The organism is Guptibacillus hwajinpoensis, assembly GCF_001039475.1.
Lineage (GTDB): Bacteria > Bacillota > Bacilli > Bacillales > Guptibacillaceae > Guptibacillus > Guptibacillus hwajinpoensis.
This window is the reverse complement of record NZ_LELK01000012.1, coordinates 1-17,688: the sequence shown is the minus strand read 5'-3', so window position 1 is coordinate 17,688 and position 17,688 is coordinate 1. Positions and strand designations below refer to the sequence as shown.

Sequence of the window (17,688 nt, the reverse complement as noted above, 5' to 3'; positions counted from 1 at the left end):
ATCATAATATATCACTAATGTACGGATTTATTCAAGGGTTCTTCTCACCGAGTAAGCGAACAGCATAAACCTGTCCACAGAATCCTCTTAAACCATTGTAAATACGCTGCATTCTTGATTCATGACGAGTTAGACCAAAAACAGTAGGTCCACTTCCACTCATTAGAACGCCATCTGCCCCAAGGCTCTCCATCTTTTCTTTAATCTGTCTCACTTCTGGATGAAGCTTTAATGTGACATCTTCAAGTACATTGCCTAGGTTGTGACAGATGCCTTCGTAATTCTTTTCTTCAATTGCACGCATCATGCCTTTCACGTCTGGATGCTTCATCTCCATTGTACGAAGACGTCTATACACATCAGCGGTGGAAACGCCTATTGAAGGTTTTGCAAGAATGACCCAGCATGGGGGTGGGGCATCCAATGGTTGAATCACCTCTCCACGGCCCTTTGCAAGAGCAGTACCACCATGGACACAAAATGCAACATCAGAGCCAATTTCCGAGCCAAGCTCAGCAAGTTCATCATAGCTAAGGCCAATTTGCCAGAGCTCATTTAATCCACGTAGCGCTGCGGCGGCATCACTACTTCCCCCGGCTAGCCCTGCTGCAACAGGAATTTGCTTATCTATTTTGATCGATATCCCCTGTTTGATTCGATATTTCTTCTTCAAAAGCGCAGCAGCTTGATATGCCAAATTTCTTTGATCATCAGGTACAAAGCCGCTTGTTGATTCAAGAATAATTTCATCGCGTCGGAGCTCAGTTAACTCAAGACGATCTGCTAAATCAACATTAGTCATGATCATTTCAACCTCATGATATCCATCAGGTCGTTTATGAAGCACATCAAGTGCCAAATTGATTTTTGCCGGTGCTTTCACACTCAGTTTTTGTCTCATCTCGTTCACCTACATTTTAGTTCTACCGTTCGACATTTTTTCTTACTGTGAATTATTGTAACACAACAAGCCGAAAAGAAAGAAACACTTTCAATTTCTTCATTCCGCTGTAGGAACGACCTAACGAAGACATAGAAAAAAGAACTCAGGCATGATGCCAGAGTTCCTTCGTCACAGGGTTCAGTGTTTTTGTTGGTTAACAAGCTGTTCTTCAGCTAGCTGGATTGCACGCTTCACGATGTTACCAGCATCGCGAGCTTTTATTCCTCCCCAACCTTCTTTCTGAACCGTATCATAAAAACCAAGCTCTTTCGCAATTTCTTCTTTCAGTCGATCAGACATTATACCTCTATGTCTCGCCATGCGAATCAAGCTCCTTTCCATCCTGTGACACTCTTATTGTTAGGATTCAAAGGGCTAGCTATACCACGAATATGTATCCAATAGAGGAAGATCGTAACGTAACCTCTAGAAAAAGCAAAAAAGCAGTTAGACCATGTGCCTTAACCGCTTACTGCCGCTGTTTCTTCATTAAATGTAATTTGTACTGTATCTGTAAGAATATCTGTGTAGCTGTACGAAACACGCTCAAATGCGTTCGTGTCCTGATCCAGCTTAACAATGAAAACTGCCGGGTAGGTTTCTTCAAGGATGCCTGAACGTTGAATTGTCTTTCTGCGACCACCGTTTGCCTTTAAGGTCAACCGTTTGCCAACCTGAGACTGTAACGTCTGTTTGATTTCAATAATCGTTTTTGCCATCGGAACCTCCACCTCACTTAGACAAATTATAACATCTTTTGCACACTCTTGTCAAATAAAACTTAAATTATAACAACGAAGCAAAAACAATGTCAATTGTTATTTCTTAAAGATGTGCACTTTTATTGTTTCTCAGTTTGTCGAAAAATATGTAAATCTTTTAAGAATACCGCCAAAAACAAGAAAACGGCGGTGTTAAACTCACCAACCGTTTTCTTATTCAGAGTACTCTTCATTTTCCTTCATCGGCATACCTGTACGTAAGATTCCTTTTGTTTCCACGCCGCCTAAACCATCTTCACCTGTTAATGTATTTCTCAGTGCATCCCAAACATTTACATGATCTGTAAATGAAGTTAACGCAATTTTAGAGACAATAAAGACGGGGTCTAACATATGAATATTAATGCGTGCCGGCGAACTAGCGAAGTTTGCTCCAGCCCGAATAAGTGACTCAAAATGTGACTGACAAGCTCCAGCAAAGATAACCATATGATCTAAATTCGGAAAGACACTTCTTACTTCTTTCACAGCACGTACGAAATAACGTGAATTTCGATAACATTGGAGATCTTTTTTCTCTCCTTTATGTTTTATATAAGCATCGTGACCTGTAATCACAAGAATATCAGGTCTCACATTGTTCACAAGCTTAATAATATTCTCCGGGATCTCACTTTCCTTCATATACAAGCCATATACCGGAACCCCAAGACGTTTATACATCTCTAAACACTTACTTAAGTAGAGCGGATCGCCATCAATATGAAGAATTTTACCTGGCAACTCAAAGAAACTCGTTTCTTTCTTAAAATGACTTGTTGCAGTATACTCACGCTTCATTCGTAACAACTGATAATCCTGACGAAACAGACGAAAAGAATAGTCCTCCTTTTCTTTCGATTGCTCTCGTCTCATTTTATGCTCACTGGAATCAATTAACACCAAATCATCAAATGGTGCATCTGCAATGAGCCTCATATCTTCACCAACTAATTCTGCCGTTTGACTTGAATCGTTTAGCCTAGTTACCCGAAAGATTAGATCACAGCCATAAGAACGCCTGGCAACGATATCTCCTTCTTTCATCGTCATCGACTTCCCTCCACGCCGCTTGACCTCTTTATACGTGTTCTCCTTTTTCTACTATATGAGAGCTTTATAAAAAAATGAGTCTTGTAGGAAAGCTCAATCACATAACAAGAGATTATATGAGTGGGTATTCACTAAATTAACCTTTGGATAAATAAAAAAAACACCTTTTAGGGTGTTTTAGTTCATATCTTTCCGTTTATAAAATGCATTACTCAATGCAGCAAACTCTTCCATAGATAGTGTTTCGCCACGACGTTTACCGTCTATACCAGTTTCACTTAAAACTTCTTCAATCATCGGTTTATTCTCTTTCCCAAGTAAGTTGTTTTGTAAGTTATTTAGAAGTGTTTTCCTTCGCTGACCAAAGCTTGCTCGAATAACTTCAAAGAAATATGACTCACTCATAAGATCGACAGGAGGCTTCTCACGCAACTCTAAATGTAGTACAGCAGAGTCCACATTCGGTTTAGGTACAAATACCGTCTTTGGCACCGTAAGGGCCGTTCTAGCTATAGCGTGGTACTGAACTGCTAGCGATAATGAACCATATTCTTTTGATCCTGGCTTCGCTGCAATGCGTTCTGCAACTTCCTTTTGTATCATAACAACGATCCCGCGTACAGGTAACTTTTCTTCTAACAATTTCATTAAGATCGGTGTTGTCACATAGTATGGAAGGTTAGCAACAACCATAAGATCCTGTCCTTCGTCGAACTCCTCAGAAATAACTTGATGAACATCTGCAGCAAGAACATCGCTATGGCGAATCGTTACATGTGGATATGGAGAAAGCATATCTTCTAAAATTGGAATAAGACGCTGATCAATTTCAAATGCAACGACTTTTTTCGATCGTTTTGCTAGCTTCTCTGTTAATGCGCCTATACCAGGTCCAATTTCAATTGCTCCTGACTCAGGTGTTAACTCTGCCTGATCAACAATTTTCGTTAGTACATTCGAATCGATTAAAAAGTTCTGGCCAAGGCTTTTCTTAAATGTAAATCCATACTTTGCTAAAATTTCCTTCGTTCTAAAAGGTGTTGATATTTCTTTGTTCATTCCTCTTCCTCCTGTAGCACATCTACTAATGCACGGTTAAACTCATCTCTTGAGATTTGGAACATTTGCAAACGTTTATAGAGCTGTTTTCCATTCATATATCCCATTTGAAGTCGATCGCCAAGCGCCTTCCTTCTTGCTTTTGCACGTTCACCAACAACAAGACCAGCAGTAATGAGATCCTGCCACTCAATTATGACCTTTGGTGCTTCAATCTCTTCTCTAACGGATAGAATCGCTTCCTGTATGTCAGTTATTGATGCATGCTCAATACCAACCTTCTTGCCATTTGATGAAATTGCATGTTTTTTATTTAAAAAAGCATGCTTGCAAGAAGGTAGTCGCTCACTAATGATTTGTCTAATTCGTGTACCTGGGTAATCAGGGTCAGTAAAGACAATAACGCCTCTTCTCTTCCATGCAAGTTCAATTCTTTGAAGTGTTTCTTCACTAATTTCTGATCCGTTTGTTTCAAGTGTATCTGCATCAACAGCTCGTTTTACTGCTAACGTATCATTCTTACCTTCTACTATTATTATTTCTTTGATTTTCACTCAGTTTCCTCCGTACTACAAAACCATTTCTCTTTTTATTCTGTACTACATGAATTTGTATAGTTTTCCTCATTAGTTGCTTCTTAATCATACAAAAAACACAGAGGGAGTCCACTCTGTGTTATTAGCATATCATATCTTTCTCTCTAGTTGAGAATTGTAATTTTGACGGTCTTGTTTCCCCATGCATATGCTGCTGATTTAGAAGAGAAAAACACATCAATTTTATTACCTTTGATTGCTCCACCAGTATCAGCTGCAATTGCCGTACCATAACCTTCCACGTGGACTTTCGATCCGAGTGGAATAACACTAGGGTCAACAGCAATAACCTTGGCATTTGGGTTTGTCTTTAGATTATACCCTGTAGAGGTAATGCCTGAGCACCCCGTACAGTTAGCTGTATAGGCTGTCGTAGATACGTTTAGCACTTTACCACCACTCGTGCTTGCATTAGACTTACTTTTAGGTGCGGAACTAGATTTAGAAGCAGTCGATTTTTCCGTTTTTGCAGGAGCATTACTGCTCTTTTTCTCAGCCAATTGTGTAATGACTTGTGTACCTACTGAAACAATGCGATCGCTTTTTTGCTTTACAACTTTTGTTTTCTTTAGCTCTCTTGATACTTCTTTACCGTTCTCAAGTACAACTTCATAATGCTTTTCCTGCTTACCTTCACTACCTGCCTCAAGAATTTTCTCTTTCCCTTTTTGCATTGAACGATCTTCTTTTGTTACCGTCGCATAATCGATCGATTCTTCCACTACATCGGTGACTTTTTCTACTCTAATCACTTTGATTTCCGAATTCTCTTTAACGTTACTATCCTTTTCGGGTTCTACGCGATCAAGTTCTCCAAGTTGTATATTCTGCTGTTCTAAAAAGCCAGCGACCGTAGTCGAAGTTGTCCAGACATTCGTTTGTTTCCCACCATCATTTACCGTCATTTGAAATGCCTCATCTACGGTAATGTTCATGTCTTCCTTAAGCTTATCATCTCTTGATGCAGATAATTGATCATGCTCACTCACTTTAACGTTCTCATCTTCTAGTAGTTCATCTACCGTATCTCTAGTTGTCCATACTTTTTTATTCTCACCGTTAATAGTCAATGTAACTTGAACAGCTGGTTTCCACTCAATTACTTCACCTGAAGTAAGCTCTGCTGTTAAATCGTGGCTAACATAATCATGAGTGGTTGGTTTAATCTGTTCTTCCTGTAATAATTCCTCGATTGTATCCGCATGTGTTTCTACAGGCTTCTTTTCCCCATCAAGAACAAGTGTGACAGAAGCTTTCGTAGTTTCAAACACGATAAAGCCGGAGACCAAACCCAATACAATTACACTTAGCAAAATCATGAAGACGTTCTTTGCGTTTTTTAAGCGAGCAAAGTTGTTCATGCTTGATTTCATTGTTATAGATTCCTCCCTGAACCGTTTGTTTAAAGAAAAGCTTCTGACTTACACCCCTGTTACTAGATTGATAGAATTAATATCCTGGCTTTCAATAGGGGGGAATTTAGCAAAAAGCATTTATTTCCTTTTAACTACAACAGTCATTTTAATTAACGACTAATACCAAATAAATTCATGGCGTTCTCAGTCGTTCTTTCTGCTAATTCTTCGTAATCCATTTCTTTCAAATCAGCAATTTGTTCAGCCACAAGCTTCACGTACGAAGGTTCATTTCGTTTACCGCGGTTAGGATGTGGTGCTAGAAATGGACAATCCGTTTCAATTAGCAATCGATCGATTGGTATTTCTTTCGCTACTTCTTTCGGCAATTTTGCATTTTTGAACGTCACTGGCCCACCAAGTGAGATGTAGAAATTCATATCAAGACACTCATTTGCTTCCTCTACGGTTCCAGCGAAACAGTGCATAATACCGCCAACTTCTGCAGCGTTCTCTTCTTTCAATACATCAATAACATCTCGCGTCGCTTCACGATTATGTATGATAATTGGTAAATCCACTTTCTTTGCAAGCTGTATTTGCCTACGAAAAACATCTTTTTGTATGTCATGAGGTGATTTGTCCCAATGATAGTCAAGTCCCATTTCGCCTATCGCCACTACCTTAGGATGTTCAGCAAGTTGCTCAATCCACTCTAGATCTTCATCTTTCATGTCAATAGCGTCAACAGGATGCCAGCCTACAGCTGCATATAGAAAATCGTATTCTTCTACTAATGCCATAGCTTGAATAATGGTTTCGCGATCGAAGCCAACTACAACCATCTTACTTACTCCAGCTGCCTGGGCACGCTCAATTACTTCTTTTTGATCTTCGGAAAATTGTTCAACATTCAAATGCGTGTGTGTGTCGAATAACATGCCAAAACCCCTTCTCCGGTCTAGTACGATGCTAGTGTACCAAATGTCCTAGTTTTTTACTAAGTCTAAATAGTTTCATTTCAATTACATTTTCTTTACAACGCCTACAAAAGAAGTTAGAATATTCAGTATAATAAGTGGTTTTTACTACTACTGCTAATTATTTTGTCCCATAAGACAGGAATGCTAGTCATAAAAGAAGAAATGATGCGTAGGAATATATTGTGAATTAAGAAGTAAAAAAGACCCGGTCTTTTAAAGACCGAGTCCAGCTGGAAGTTATTTAATTTGCGTTCCGTTTGGCAGGGTTTCAGCAATAGTCGACAACTTCAGTTCACCGTCGTGCTCACCTGCTAGAATCATTCCTTCTGATAGTTCTCCTCTTAGCTTCACCGGCTTAAGATTTGATACACAGACAACCTTTTTGCCGATAAGTTCTTCTGGTTTATAGTGTTTTGCTATACCAGACACAACCTGCCTTGTTTCATAACCAAGGTCTAGTTTTAACTTAAGAAGCTTATTGGCTTTTTTAACTGGTTCAACTTCAAGTACTTGAGCAACTCGCAAGTCAACTTTAGTGAAATCATCTATTGTAATTTCTTCAAGATCCGGCTTCTCAATAGGTGGCGCTTCTTGAACGACGTTACCACCCATCTGTTCAACAATGTACGCAACTTCTTCATCACGTTCAAGTCGTGGGAATAAAGGAGAAGCTTTCTGAACTTTTGTTCCTCCAAATCCTTTTTGGAAACCTAGGGAATCCCAACTTGTACGCTCTCCTTCTTCAACTCCAAGTTGTGACCAAATTTTCTTAGGAGTCTGAGTTAAGAATGGCTGTAGCAGAATCCCAACTTGTCTCAATGATTCAGCAAGGTGAACCATTACGGCGCCAAGCTGATCTTTATTGGCATCATCCTTGGCAAGAATCCACGGAGTCGTCTCATCAATGTACTTGTTCGTACGGCTAATAAGTTGCCAGATAGAAGCTAGAGCTACCGAGAACTCCATATTTTCAAGTGATTCTTCTACTTTACTAATAGTTGAATTCACCATCTCTACAAGGGTGTCATCATACTCTGTTACCGAGCCATTGTATACTGGAACCTCTCCATCGAAATATTTATCGATCATTGCTACCGTACGATTCAACAGATTGCCGAGATCATTTGCAAGGTCATGGTTAATCCGTTCTACAAAGCTTTCAGGGGTAAACACACCATCTGAACCGAATGGTACTTCACGAAGCAAATAATAACGGAGCGCATCTAAGCCATAACGATCAATCAAGGTCACGGGATCGACCACATTCCCTTTGGACTTAGACATTTTACCGTCCTTCATTAGCAACCATCCGTGTGCAAATACTTTCTTTGGTAAAGGTAAGTCCAACGACATTAACATAATCGGCCAATAGATCGTGTGGAACCTTACAATCTCTTTACCAACAAGATGAACGTCAGCTGGCCAGAACTTATTGTACAACTCATCGTTTTCAGTTCCATATCCGAGGGAGGTGATGTAATTAGACAGTGCATCAATCCACACGTAAATAACGTGCTTTGGATCTCCTGGAACTTTTACACCCCAATCAAACGATGTTCTAGACACAGCAAGATCTTCAAGGCCTGGCTTAATGAAGTTATTGACCATTTCGTTTTTGCGAGATTCGGGTTGGATAAACTCAGGATTATCTTCATAGAACTTTAGAAGTCGATCAGAGTATTTACCCATCTTAAAGAAGTAAGATTCTTCTTTAACTTTCTCGACTTCTCTTCCGCAATCAGGACATTTACCATCTACAAGCTGACGTTCCGTAAAGAAAGCTTCACATTGGGTACAGTACCAACCCTCATATTGATCCAGGTAGATATCACCTTTTTCATACATCTTCTGGAAGATTGTTTCGACGATATCTTCGTGGCGTTTCTCTGTCGTACGAATGAAATCATCGTAGCTAATATCCAGTTTATCCCACAAATCTTTAATGCCAGCTACAATGTCGTCTACGTACTTTTGAGGTGTAACACCTTGTTCTTGTGCTTTCTTTTGAATCTTTTGACCATGTTCATCAGTTCCAGTTAAATATTGAACCTCAAAACCTCTAAGTCGCTTGTATCTTGCCATTGCGTCGCCGGCAACTGTTGTGTAAGCATGACCGATATGTAACTTACCACTCGGATAATAAATTGGTGTTGTAATATAAAATGTCTTGTCACCCATGATACTTCCTCCTTGATTAATACAGTTATAAAGTGGATCTTCGAACCTGATGCGGCTTGTTCTGTTCCATCTGCTAGATCATTTAATCAGTCCTGCATTTGTGAGAATAAAAAACTCCCGCCCTTTAGGACGAGAGTGCTAGCAACTCTCAGCTACAACCCACGATAAGGCTAATAATTATCGTTATGTACACTATTTCTATTCGTCCTATTACTAAATCTTCTTCATCAAAATATACCTAATTTAAGGAAGAATTGCAAGGACATCAAATTTGGATAAACTTACCTACACAATTTTACAATTAATGTCGAAGGATTTACAAGAAAATTGTCGAATTATCATTTAAATCGATAACTTTGACTGTCTATATAATGCGATAAAACGTGTGCTAATGACTGTTATGAAGGAAATATTTACCCTATTAAAAACATTGACGCTAATGGGAAACACTGGTATTATATAGAACATAAATAGAGAATTTTGTCGAAATTTGACGTATTATAAAATTGGGAATAGGGGAGATTTAAAAATGAAATCTACTGGTATCGTACGGAAAGTTGATGAGCTAGGTCGCGTTGTAATTCCGATTGAACTTCGTCGTACGCTCGGAATTGCAGAAAAGGATGCTCTTGAAATCTATGTTGATGATGAGCGCATTATTTTAAAGAAGTACAAGCCTAACATGACTTGCCAGGTAACTGGGGAAGTATCTGACGACAACCTTGCAATTGGTGATGGGAAGCTTATCCTTAGCCGTGAAGGTGCAGAACAAGTATTAGAAGAGATTCAAAAAGCTCTAGCAAAATAATTTTCTTATTAAAAAAGCTCCTGCCAATTTTGGTAGGAGCTTTTCTTCTATCCTATATGTTTACCATCACTTACGATTCGACATGGTAGGCTTGATAGACATCTCTTTTCGGTATCTCTCGTTCTGTAGATACCTGCTTTATAGCTTCTTTACTCTTCATTCCTTCATTAATATAGTGATCAACATGCGCATGCAACGATAGCGTTTCCCACCATTGCTTTTCCTGAACGGGTTCCTCTGTGCTGCCATTCACAATAACACAAAATTCACCACGTATCTCATTCTGATCACACCATAGCAGTACTTCTTCAGCACTACCTCTAATAAATTCTTCATACTTCTTAGTTAACTCTCTTGCTATAATAATTTCTCTATTCCCGAGATTCTCAAGGATTGCTTTCAGCATTTCTTTAAGACGATGTGGTGCTTCATAAAAGAGAACGGGTGATGGAATGCTTTTCAATCCATTCAATTCATTCTTCCGCTCTTTTTTCTGTCTTGAAAGGAAGCCATAGTAATAGAAATGTTGAGTAGGTAACCCTGATGCAATGAGTGCTGTAATAGCTGCATTTGCACCTGGCAAAGGAATGACTGGAATATTCTCATCAACACATGCTGATACAAGTTCATAACCTGGGTCTGAGATAGCGGGCATTCCTGCATCGCTGATAAGAGCAATATTCTGTCCTTCGCGCAAACGTTCAAGTAATTTCAGACCGCTTGCTTCTTTATTATGTTCATGATAACTCGTTAACCTTGTTTCAATTTCAAAGTGATTGGTTAGTTTCTTCGATTGTCTAGTATCTTCTGCTGCAATCAGGTCGACATCTTTCAAAGTTTGAATGGCGCGAAATGTCATGTCATTTAGATTGCCAATTGGCGTTGGCACAAGGTAGAGTTTACCGGTCTCGCTTTCTTTGTAACTCTGCTGACTCCTCATTGGTTTGCACCTCTTCTGTAATGATCTTTTCTTTCTGAGCGCGAGTTAGTTGTTTAATGCGATATTCCTCTTGCATTGCTTCACGTTTTGTCTCAAATAGTGCATGATAAACAAGTGATAACGGTGCTCTTCCCCTTGTATACTTTGCCCCTTTGCCACATGCATGTTGCTCCAATCGATGTGGTAAATCGGTTGTATAGCCGGTGTAATAAGTACCGTCTCGACACTCCAAAATATAAACAATATGCTTAGAGCTCTTCATAAACTGCTCTCATTTCATCTGTATACGTATTATCTCCATTATAAACAGTAAATGGAGGGAGCACTTTAAGATCTGGCTTTCCATCTTTGATGCCTTCAATTAATAGTGTGTTCGCTTCCTTACCTGCCTTTGGATAAACTAGCTGCATTCGCTTTGGTTCAATTCGATACTTCCGCATTAACGTCATAATATCAAGCAATCTTTCAGGACGATGAACAAGAGACACTTTTCCACCCTGTTTCGCAAGACTGCTACATGATTGAATAACGTCCTCAAGCGTGCACATAACCTCATGGCGAGCAATCGTTAAATGTTCGTTGAGATTCCGTTGTTCATTACGCTTACTTTTGAAATATGGCGGGTTGCACGTAACGGCATCATATGACTCACGCTTTAACTCTATAGGCAAATCACGAAGATCTGCACGATGAAGCGTAATTTGATTCTCGAGTTGATTTAATACTACGCTTCGAGTTCCCATATCATATAGTCTTTCCTGTATCTCTACACCTTCAATAGAAATTTCACTTTGCCTTGATAAAAGTAACGGAATAATGCCATTACCTGTACAAAGGTCAATAATCTTACCACGCTTAATTGGTACCCAAGCAAAACTGGCAAGTAGTAGGGCATCAAGAGAAAATGAAAAAACAGTCGGACTCTGAATGATTTGTAACTCATCTTGAATGACGTAATCGATACGTTCATCATCGTTTAATTGCATGATGGCGATCTCCTATCTCTAAACTAATTCTATTTTAATATGGCTCTTTTCTAATAGATTGTTTTTTGAATCAATGAATGAATAAAAACCACACTTCGCTAATTGGAGCGGAAATTAACCACTTATCTAAAAGCATCAATGTATACCAAAAGAGCCTTGATAATTAGGCCAATAAGTGTAAAAAAGGTCTTTCCAGATTTGGAAAGACCAGATCACTACTTTTTATTTAAGAACGACAGGCAGAATAGACAATCTCCTTCTGTTCGTATACTTCCATAGTGTAGATTGCAGATGTGGAAGCCTTCTTGATACAGACGGGCAAGATTATCGTAGCCCTCTCCAACTTCTGGCTTTCCTCGCTTCTTTCTGCCAGATGGCTTTGGCTCAGAAGTTTGTTCCAACCTCTCTCGCAAGTGGTGATTCTCAATTTCGAGATGGTGATTTTCTTCCAGAAGTCCTGCAAGATGTTCTTTAAGTTCGCCTAATTGTTTGTATAAGTCACCAATCTGTTCTTCCATTGAGCTTACACGTGAAAAAACTTCTTTTTTCTCCACTTCCGTCCCACCTCAATCAATCTGTGGCTTGCGTAGATACTGCGCCGTCTTGAATCAATTCATCAAGCGTATATTCTGTCACACGGTTAAGTTCGAATAACTCTACCTGTACAAGACGTTCTAGAATATTCAACCCGACAACTTTTCCTTTGCCCTGACCTGTATTAATCGTCTTCCCAACATCGGGAAGTTCCTTCTTACCTGATTCATACGCATCATTTTCGTACTTCAAACAGCACATTAATCTGCCGCACAGTCCAGAAATTTTGGCAGGATTTAAGGAAAGGTTTTGATCTTTCGCCATTTTGATCGAAACAGGCTCAAAATCTCCAAGCCATGTTGAGCAGCAAAGCATTCTGCCGCACGGACCAATCCCACCGAGCATCTTCGCTTCATCTCTTACGCCAATTTGGCGTAATTCAATTCTTGTTCTGAAGATCGATGCGAGTCCTTTAACAAGCTCGCGAAAATCGACTCTTCCATCTGCCGTAAAATAAAAAATGATTTTATTGCGGTCAAATGTATATTCTACATCAACAAGCTTCATATCCAGCTTGTACTCTTCAATTTTAGCAACACACACATCAAATGCTTCTTGAGCTGCATGTTTATTATCTTCAACCGCTAACCGATCTTTTTCATCAGCTATACGGATTACCTTTTTGAGAGGGAGTACTACATCCTCTTCATCAACCTGCTTGTTGGCTAAAACGACTTTACCGAATTCAACCCCTCTTGCAGTCTCCACTATGACATATTCTTTGTCTGATACCTGGAGGCTACTCGGATCAAAGTAATAGATCTTACCCGCTTTCTTGAAGCGAACACCGACTACTTCATACACAAACTTATCCCTCCCGTAACCTGAGCACTAACTGTTCCATCACAAACTGCGGGTTTGTATTGGCACTCAGACGTCTTTTGGCATCAAGTATTGCCATCATATGCTGGCTTATCTTCTTTCTTCCGAATTGAAGGGCATAACGTTCGAGCTTATCCTTCTGATCTGCATAGACAATGCGGTTATCTTGCAGTTGTATTTTCATTAAATCCTTATACCAGAAAAGCATAAGATTAAGTCCCATATCTTGCTGCGATTTATCCTTGAAATGTGGTAGCCATTTGTCATGGATCGTTAGGAAAACCTGATGAGGTCTTTCCTTCAACTCTTCAGTCAATTGTATCACTATCGCTCTCGCCTGTGCAAACCACTCATCAAGCGCTAACTCCTTTGCAGTACGTTGATCATTCGTTAATTGTGATGCTGTTTTTGCAAGTTGTGGAGGTACACCTTCACTCACAAGAGCTTCTTCAACGCCATTTGTTGAGAGCGGACGAAATGTGATAACCTGACATCTCGAATAAATAGTTGATAAAATATGCTGTTTTTGTTCAGTTAATAGAATAGCCATTGTCATCTGTCCGGGCTCTTCAAGAAACTTAAGTAAACTATTGGCAGCTTGTGTTGTCATTCGATCTGAATGATTCAATATATAAACTTTCTTACGAGATTCTACTCCTAGATAAGAAAACTCTTTTTGCAACTTACGAATTTGATCAATTTTGATCGATTGTCCATCTGGCTCAATTAAGTGGAGATCAGGATGATTCCCTGAATCGATTCGCTTGCAATCCTTACAATCTTGACAAGGTTCAATATTAGTACGTTTCTGACAAAAATAGGTTTTTGCCATGTGTACAGCTATATCCTTTTTCCCCGTACCTGCCCCTCCATCAAATAAATACGCATGAGAAAGGCGATCTTTATGAAAGCTGTTCATTATCATACGGACAACGGTCGGCTGCCGTTTTTTTAATTCATTCCAATCTATCATAACTATCACTCATCCTACCGCACAATTTAGAAATGGTGGAACGCTTCTACTGGAAGCACAAATACTGTTGCTCCTCCAACTGAAACTTCAACCGGATATGGAACATAAGAATCCGCATTACCACCCATAGGTGATACAGGAGCGACCATCTGTTCTCTACTTTGACAATTGTCTTTAATAATATCGAGAAGCTTCTGTACTCGATGATCCTCAGTACCAACCAAGAAAGTTGTATTACCTGCGCGTAAAAACCCACCGGTGGTAGCAAGCTTGGTCGCCTGAAAATTATGATCCACCAGGGCGTTGGATAATCGGTTGCTATCCTTATCCTGAACAACAGCCATAACTAGTTTCATATTTATCCCTCCCCGGGCAGCAAGCATTCACCCGTTAATTAGTTGTTCTTACAATAGTTATCCCAAAGAGATATAAAATCCTTTTTTATAGTACGAAAAATCTCTTCGACATTATTCTCACCGTTTATAAGTGTGATGCGTTCTTGTTGTTCTTCGTACAATTCTAGGAAAGCTCCACGTACAGTCTCATGATACGCTGTTCCTTTTTGTTCGATACGATCCAATTGATTTCTAGCAGCCATTCTTTCTCTTCCAACTGAAACAGGAAGATCAATCATATAGCTACGATCTGGCGTTAGACCACCTGTTGCAAATTCATTAATCAGTTTAATCTTTTCTACATCCAGTCCAAGCCCGACACCCTGATAAGCAATGGATGCATCAACAAAGCGATCACAAAGAACAATATAGCCTTGCTCAAGTGCAGGAACAATCTTCTCTTTCACATGCTGAGACCTTGAAGCTGCATATAATAGCACTTCAGTCTCATCAACCATTTCCTTATGCACAGGATTAAGAATTAACGAACGAATTTGATCGCTAATAGCTGTGCCACCTGGCTCTCTTGTATGGATAAAAGGAATTCCTTCCTCAGTTAAGTAATTCGATAATTTCTGAACCTGCGTCGATTTACCTGCGCCATCAGGTCCTTCAAATGTAATAAATAAACCTCTCAATGCCCTACTCCTCTTCTATAGCAATCTCAATCCTATTTTCCTTCATCCCTTGTACGTGCCCTCCACCTTGTATAACAGTTTCAAGCATCCGTATACTCCTCATGCTTATTCTTTCTCCTGGCATTACGATCGGAATTCCGGGGGGATATGGAATAATTGCTCTAGCAGCAATTGAACCAGCTGCTTTTTTAAAATTAACTTCTTCTTTATTCATCGTCTCCAACTCTATAAAGGAATAAGCAGGAAATGTAATATCTTCTTCCAACCAATGAACGCCATGACGTACTATCTCAGTATTAGTATTGCCAACCCCACTCACAATTTGATCAAAAGCCATTCTAGCTTTTTCAAAATGATCAGGTAGAGAAGCAAGTGGACAAACAAGAAGAACATTTAACGGATCAGCTAACTCAACGAAAATCCCTTCCTTTTCTAGTTGGGCTGCTAACTCATAACCTGACAGACCTCTTACCTGTACCGTAATTTTCAAAGGATCTAGTTGATCATAGGCTTTACCATTCTTTTCAATAACGGTAATACCAGACAGAGTTTTTAACTGTTCTCTAAACGTATTGATCTCGCTTACTATCTGTACTAACTTATCATCAGATAGAGAAGAGAGATAGTGTCTCGACAGATCTAATGATCCCATAATTGGATAGGATGGACTGCTTGACTGAAATAGTTCTAGATATTCATTAACCGCTTTTCGAAATACTGCATTACCAACATGCAAATAAGATCCCATCGTCATGGCAGGAAGTGTTTTGTGGGCAGATTGTACAACCAAATCTGCACCAAGCTGCACAGCACTTCTAGGAAAGTACGGCTCTCTTGCATAATGAGCCCCATGCGCTTCATCAACCAGAACGGCCACTCCGTTCTCATGAGCATATGAGATAATGGGTTTAAGATCTATTGTCATACCGTAATAATTAGGATTTGTGAGTACGATGGCTTTCACACTTGGATACGTAGCGAGCGCCTTTCGTAATGTATCGATTGTTATTCCAGTTGCCACCTGACTTTCAGAATCTACCACTGGAGAAAGAAAAACTGGGCATGCTTTTGATAGGCGAAGTCCATTCAAAACAGATTTATGACAGTTTTTTTGGACAAAAACTTGATCTCCTTCAGAACAAACTCCCATTAGCATCGCAAGGTTACCTGCAGTTGATCCTCCTACTAGAAAGCGGCTATCTATACTACCATAAAATTCAGCCGTAAGTTGCTCAGCCTCACGAATAGGACCATCTGCTGCATGTAAATCATCAAGCCCAGAGAGCTCTGTTGCATCGATCGATAACAAACCACGATACAATTGATCTGCATTCCAATCTTTCGAAAAAACTGCTCCGTTTTTATGTCCAGGTACATGAAAGGAAACTGGCTCTTTCTCTTTCCATTTTGTTAATGCTTCAAAAAGTGGCGCCTTTTTAATATGGTGCTTCATTCACGCTCTATCTCCTAAACATCATCTTTGTCCTTATACTAGTATTCTATCACTATCTGCAAGTTGATAGAAGTACGGTGAAGTCCTTTTGAGGATGTTTCCATGTGAATGCTTTCGGCCAACTAAACAAAAAAATGCAGATAGCTCAGGCTTACAGCTATCTGCTTATGCTAATCGACTTAAACTTAATTTCCGTAGTTTCTTTAAGTAGTATTGATAATCTTCATGACTCGTATCTGTTTCAACAACCTTACGTTCACATTCGTTACAAATAAACCGCCCGCATATATGAATTCCTACTAAGCTGGTTTCTTCACAAACAAGGCAACATTCACCTGCAGTATGCCTGATCGCATTCTCCATTGTCCCCACCTCCATGATAAAAGCTTTGCCCAATTATGGTGGATCTATACTAGTTTTCTGACTTGTAAGATGAATTCTTACTTCTTTTTAAGCGTATGTTACTCTAACTTATCCCGTGTCAGTCATTTACAAAAGAAAGTAAAATTTCATTGGTATACTGATCAAGCTGGGAAGGACGTGAGTTTGGATTTGAAATGTATTTCCGCGATATTTACGATATATCCGCGTTTTTCTGGGTATATCCGCGATTCCCATCATTTTATCTGCGAATTTGAGATTATATCCGCGATTTCTTTTGAAAGCTGCGTTTGCTAGCTTAAAACTACATGCCAGATCCTCATGGATCTCCCGAATATCCACTCCGGTCTGACATCACTTGCTTCCTCGAATTTCTTGCTTCTCCCACCCCTGCGTAGCTTTCGAAGATGCTTTTCTTGTTTATTCATGAAGTAAGATTAGCTAAAACCATACAAAAAAAGNAGATCATTTGATCTCTGACTTTTCATCATTGCCCAGCGACGTCCTACTCTTGCAGGGGGAGATCCCCCAACTACCATCGGCGCTGAAGAGCTTAACTTCCGTGTTCGGCATGGGAACGGGTGTGACCTCTTCGCCATCATCACTAGACTAACAGGGTATTCCCTGAAAACTAGATAGCACTTCCAACGATTCCAATAAGAATGTCTAGCTACGTGAGCCAAATCCTCGATTGTTTCACCTTTTTCGCCTGACGCATAAAGCGCGTCTGACTCAAAAGCTTCCAACGCTTGTCGGATTTAAACGGCTCA

Annotated in this window: 20 protein-coding genes and 1 rRNA gene; 1 reads left to right on the top strand and 20 read right to left on the bottom strand. The window is 39.7% G+C overall.

What is annotated here, in order from left to right:
• Positions 1 to 31: 31 nt before the first annotated feature.
• From ispE to metG, 9 genes are all read right to left on the bottom strand, one after another.
• The gene (gene ispE, locus AB986_RS19800) at positions 32 to 901 is read right to left on the bottom strand and encodes a 4-(cytidine 5'-diphospho)-2-C-methyl-D-erythritol kinase (protein ID WP_048313384.1); all 870 of its coding nucleotides are present in this window, start codon (positions 899 to 901) and stop codon (positions 32 to 34) included.
• Positions 902 to 1,081: 180 nt separating this feature from the next.
• The gene (locus AB986_RS19795; RefSeq protein WP_048313383.1) at positions 1,082 to 1,264 is read right to left on the bottom strand and encodes a small, acid-soluble spore protein, alpha/beta type; all 183 of its coding nucleotides are present in this window, start codon (positions 1,262 to 1,264) and stop codon (positions 1,082 to 1,084) included.
• A gap of 140 nt (positions 1,265 to 1,404) precedes the next feature.
• The gene (veg, locus tag AB986_RS19790; protein WP_048313382.1) at positions 1,405 to 1,662 is read right to left on the bottom strand and encodes a biofilm formation stimulator Veg; all 258 of its coding nucleotides are present in this window, start codon (positions 1,660 to 1,662) and stop codon (positions 1,405 to 1,407) included.
• A 216-nt stretch (positions 1,663 to 1,878) separates the two neighbouring features.
• Positions 1,879 to 2,757 (bottom strand): sporulation peptidase YabG, encoded by an 879-nt coding sequence (gene yabG, locus AB986_RS19785; RefSeq protein ID WP_048313381.1) that lies wholly within the window; start codon positions 2,755 to 2,757, stop codon positions 1,879 to 1,881.
• 177 nt (positions 2,758 to 2,934) lie between these two features.
• Entirely contained in the window at positions 2,935 to 3,816 is an 882-nt protein-coding gene (gene rsmA / locus AB986_RS19780) for a 16S rRNA (adenine(1518)-N(6)/adenine(1519)-N(6))-dimethyltransferase RsmA (protein WP_048313380.1), read from the bottom strand.
• Positions 3,813 to 4,370 carry a ribonuclease M5 gene (gene rnmV, locus AB986_RS19775; RefSeq protein ID WP_048313379.1) on the bottom strand — a complete coding sequence of 186 codons (558 nt, stop codon included), beginning with the start codon at positions 4,368 to 4,370 and terminating at the stop codon, positions 3,813 to 3,815. The genes rsmA and rnmV overlap by 4 nt, the downstream gene beginning before the upstream one ends.
• 146 nt (positions 4,371 to 4,516) lie before the next feature.
• Complete coding sequence (locus tag AB986_RS19770; RefSeq protein ID WP_048313378.1) at positions 4,517 to 5,785, bottom strand: resuscitation-promoting factor; 1,269 nt, start codon at positions 5,783 to 5,785, stop codon at positions 4,517 to 4,519.
• Positions 5,786 to 5,937: 152 nt separating this feature from the next.
• Positions 5,938 to 6,708: a TatD family hydrolase gene (locus tag AB986_RS19765; protein WP_048313377.1), complete on the bottom strand. Its 771-nt coding sequence runs from the start codon at positions 6,706 to 6,708 to the stop codon at positions 5,938 to 5,940.
• A gap of 279 nt (positions 6,709 to 6,987) precedes the next feature.
• Entirely contained in the window at positions 6,988 to 8,928 is a 1,941-nt protein-coding gene (metG, locus tag AB986_RS19760) for a methionine--tRNA ligase (RefSeq protein ID WP_048313376.1), read from the bottom strand.
• A 529-nt stretch (positions 8,929 to 9,457) separates the two neighbouring features.
• Between metG and abrB the strand changes: the two genes are divergently transcribed.
• Positions 9,458 to 9,736, top strand: a complete 279-nt coding sequence (abrB, locus tag AB986_RS19755; RefSeq protein ID WP_048313375.1) for a transition state genes transcriptional regulator AbrB — start codon at positions 9,458 to 9,460, stop codon at positions 9,734 to 9,736.
• Between the two features lie 70 nt (positions 9,737 to 9,806).
• On the opposite strand, the gene rsmI is transcribed toward abrB, so the two are convergent.
• The 11 genes from rsmI to rrf form a co-directional block, all read right to left on the bottom strand.
• On the bottom strand, positions 9,807 to 10,676 hold the full coding sequence (rsmI, locus tag AB986_RS19750; RefSeq protein WP_048313374.1) for a 16S rRNA (cytidine(1402)-2'-O)-methyltransferase: 870 nt from the start codon (positions 10,674 to 10,676) through the stop codon (positions 9,807 to 9,809).
• Positions 10,636 to 10,938 carry a GIY-YIG nuclease family protein gene (locus AB986_RS19745; RefSeq protein ID WP_048313373.1) on the bottom strand — a complete coding sequence of 101 codons (303 nt, stop codon included), beginning with the start codon at positions 10,936 to 10,938 and terminating at the stop codon, positions 10,636 to 10,638. The genes rsmI and AB986_RS19745 overlap by 41 nt, the downstream gene beginning before the upstream one ends.
• Entirely contained in the window at positions 10,925 to 11,662 is a 738-nt protein-coding gene (locus tag AB986_RS19740; RefSeq protein WP_048313372.1) for a tRNA1(Val) (adenine(37)-N6)-methyltransferase, read from the bottom strand. Before AB986_RS19740 ends, AB986_RS19745 begins: the two co-directional genes overlap by 14 nt.
• A 215-nt stretch (positions 11,663 to 11,877) precedes the next feature.
• Positions 11,878 to 12,216 (bottom strand): DNA replication initiation control protein YabA, encoded by a 339-nt coding sequence (yabA, locus tag AB986_RS19735; RefSeq protein WP_048313371.1) that lies wholly within the window; start codon positions 12,214 to 12,216, stop codon positions 11,878 to 11,880.
• 16 nt (positions 12,217 to 12,232) lie between these two features.
• Entirely contained in the window at positions 12,233 to 13,060 is an 828-nt protein-coding gene (locus tag AB986_RS19730; RefSeq protein WP_048313370.1) for a PSP1 domain-containing protein, read from the bottom strand.
• Positions 13,061 to 13,064: 4 nt separating this feature from the next.
• Positions 13,065 to 14,051 (bottom strand): DNA polymerase III subunit delta', encoded by a 987-nt coding sequence (holB, locus tag AB986_RS19725; RefSeq protein ID WP_048313369.1) that lies wholly within the window; start codon positions 14,049 to 14,051, stop codon positions 13,065 to 13,067.
• A gap of 26 nt (positions 14,052 to 14,077) precedes the next feature.
• The gene (locus AB986_RS19720; protein WP_048313368.1) at positions 14,078 to 14,407 is read right to left on the bottom strand and encodes a cyclic-di-AMP receptor; all 330 of its coding nucleotides are present in this window, start codon (positions 14,405 to 14,407) and stop codon (positions 14,078 to 14,080) included.
• A gap of 38 nt (positions 14,408 to 14,445) precedes the next feature.
• Positions 14,446 to 15,084: a dTMP kinase gene (gene tmk, locus AB986_RS19715; RefSeq protein WP_048313367.1), complete on the bottom strand. Its 639-nt coding sequence runs from the start codon at positions 15,082 to 15,084 to the stop codon at positions 14,446 to 14,448.
• Between the two features lie 4 nt (positions 15,085 to 15,088).
• Positions 15,089 to 16,537, bottom strand: a complete 1,449-nt coding sequence (locus AB986_RS19710) for an aminotransferase class I/II-fold pyridoxal phosphate-dependent enzyme (RefSeq protein ID WP_048313366.1) — start codon at positions 16,535 to 16,537, stop codon at positions 15,089 to 15,091.
• A 165-nt stretch (positions 16,538 to 16,702) separates the two neighbouring features.
• Positions 16,703 to 16,900, bottom strand: a complete 198-nt coding sequence (locus AB986_RS19705) for a sigma factor G inhibitor Gin (RefSeq protein ID WP_048313365.1) — start codon at positions 16,898 to 16,900, stop codon at positions 16,703 to 16,705.
• 510 nt (positions 16,901 to 17,410) lie between these two features.
• Positions 17,411 to 17,527: ribosomal RNA gene (rrf, locus tag AB986_RS19700) — 5S ribosomal RNA — on the bottom strand.
• Positions 17,528 to 17,688 lie beyond the last annotated feature (161 nt).

Coding starts and splice junctions, on each gene's coding strand:
- ispE (WP_048313384.1), bottom strand. CDS start 901: ATGAGACAAAAACTGAGTGTGAAAGCACCGGCAAAAATCAATTTGGCA.
- AB986_RS19795 (WP_048313383.1), bottom strand. CDS start 1,264: ATGGCGAGACATAGAGGTATAATGTCTGATCGACTGAAAGAAGAAATT.
- veg (WP_048313382.1), bottom strand. CDS start 1,662: ATGGCAAAAACGATTATTGAAATCAAACAGACGTTACAGTCTCAGGTT.
- yabG (WP_048313381.1), bottom strand. CDS start 2,757: ATGACGATGAAAGAAGGAGATATCGTTGCCAGGCGTTCTTATGGCTGT.
- rsmA (WP_048313380.1), bottom strand. CDS start 3,816: ATGAACAAAGAAATATCAACACCTTTTAGAACGAAGGAAATTTTAGCA.
- AB986_RS19770 (WP_048313378.1), bottom strand. CDS start 5,785: ATGAAATCAAGCATGAACAACTTTGCTCGCTTAAAAAACGCAAAGAAC.
- AB986_RS19765 (WP_048313377.1), bottom strand. CDS start 6,708: ATGTTATTCGACACACACACGCATTTGAATGTTGAACAATTTTCCGAA.
- metG (WP_048313376.1), bottom strand. CDS start 8,928: ATGGGTGACAAGACATTTTATATTACAACACCAATTTATTATCCGAGT.
- abrB (WP_048313375.1), top strand. CDS start 9,458: ATGAAATCTACTGGTATCGTACGGAAAGTTGATGAGCTAGGTCGCGTT.
- rsmI (WP_048313374.1), bottom strand. CDS start 10,676: ATGAGGAGTCAGCAGAGTTACAAAGAAAGCGAGACCGGTAAACTCTAC.
- AB986_RS19745 (WP_048313373.1), bottom strand. CDS start 10,938: ATGAAGAGCTCTAAGCATATTGTTTATATTTTGGAGTGTCGAGACGGT.
- AB986_RS19740 (WP_048313372.1), bottom strand. CDS start 11,662: ATGCAATTAAACGATGATGAACGTATCGATTACGTCATTCAAGATGAG.
- holB (WP_048313369.1), bottom strand. CDS start 14,051: ATGATAGATTGGAATGAATTAAAAAAACGGCAGCCGACCGTTGTCCGT.
- AB986_RS19720 (WP_048313368.1), bottom strand. CDS start 14,407: ATGAAACTAGTTATGGCTGTTGTTCAGGATAAGGATAGCAACCGATTA.
- AB986_RS19710 (WP_048313366.1), bottom strand. CDS start 16,537: ATGAAGCACCATATTAAAAAGGCGCCACTTTTTGAAGCATTAACAAAA.
- AB986_RS19705 (WP_048313365.1), bottom strand. CDS start 16,900: ATGGAGAATGCGATCAGGCATACTGCAGGTGAATGTTGCCTTGTTTGT.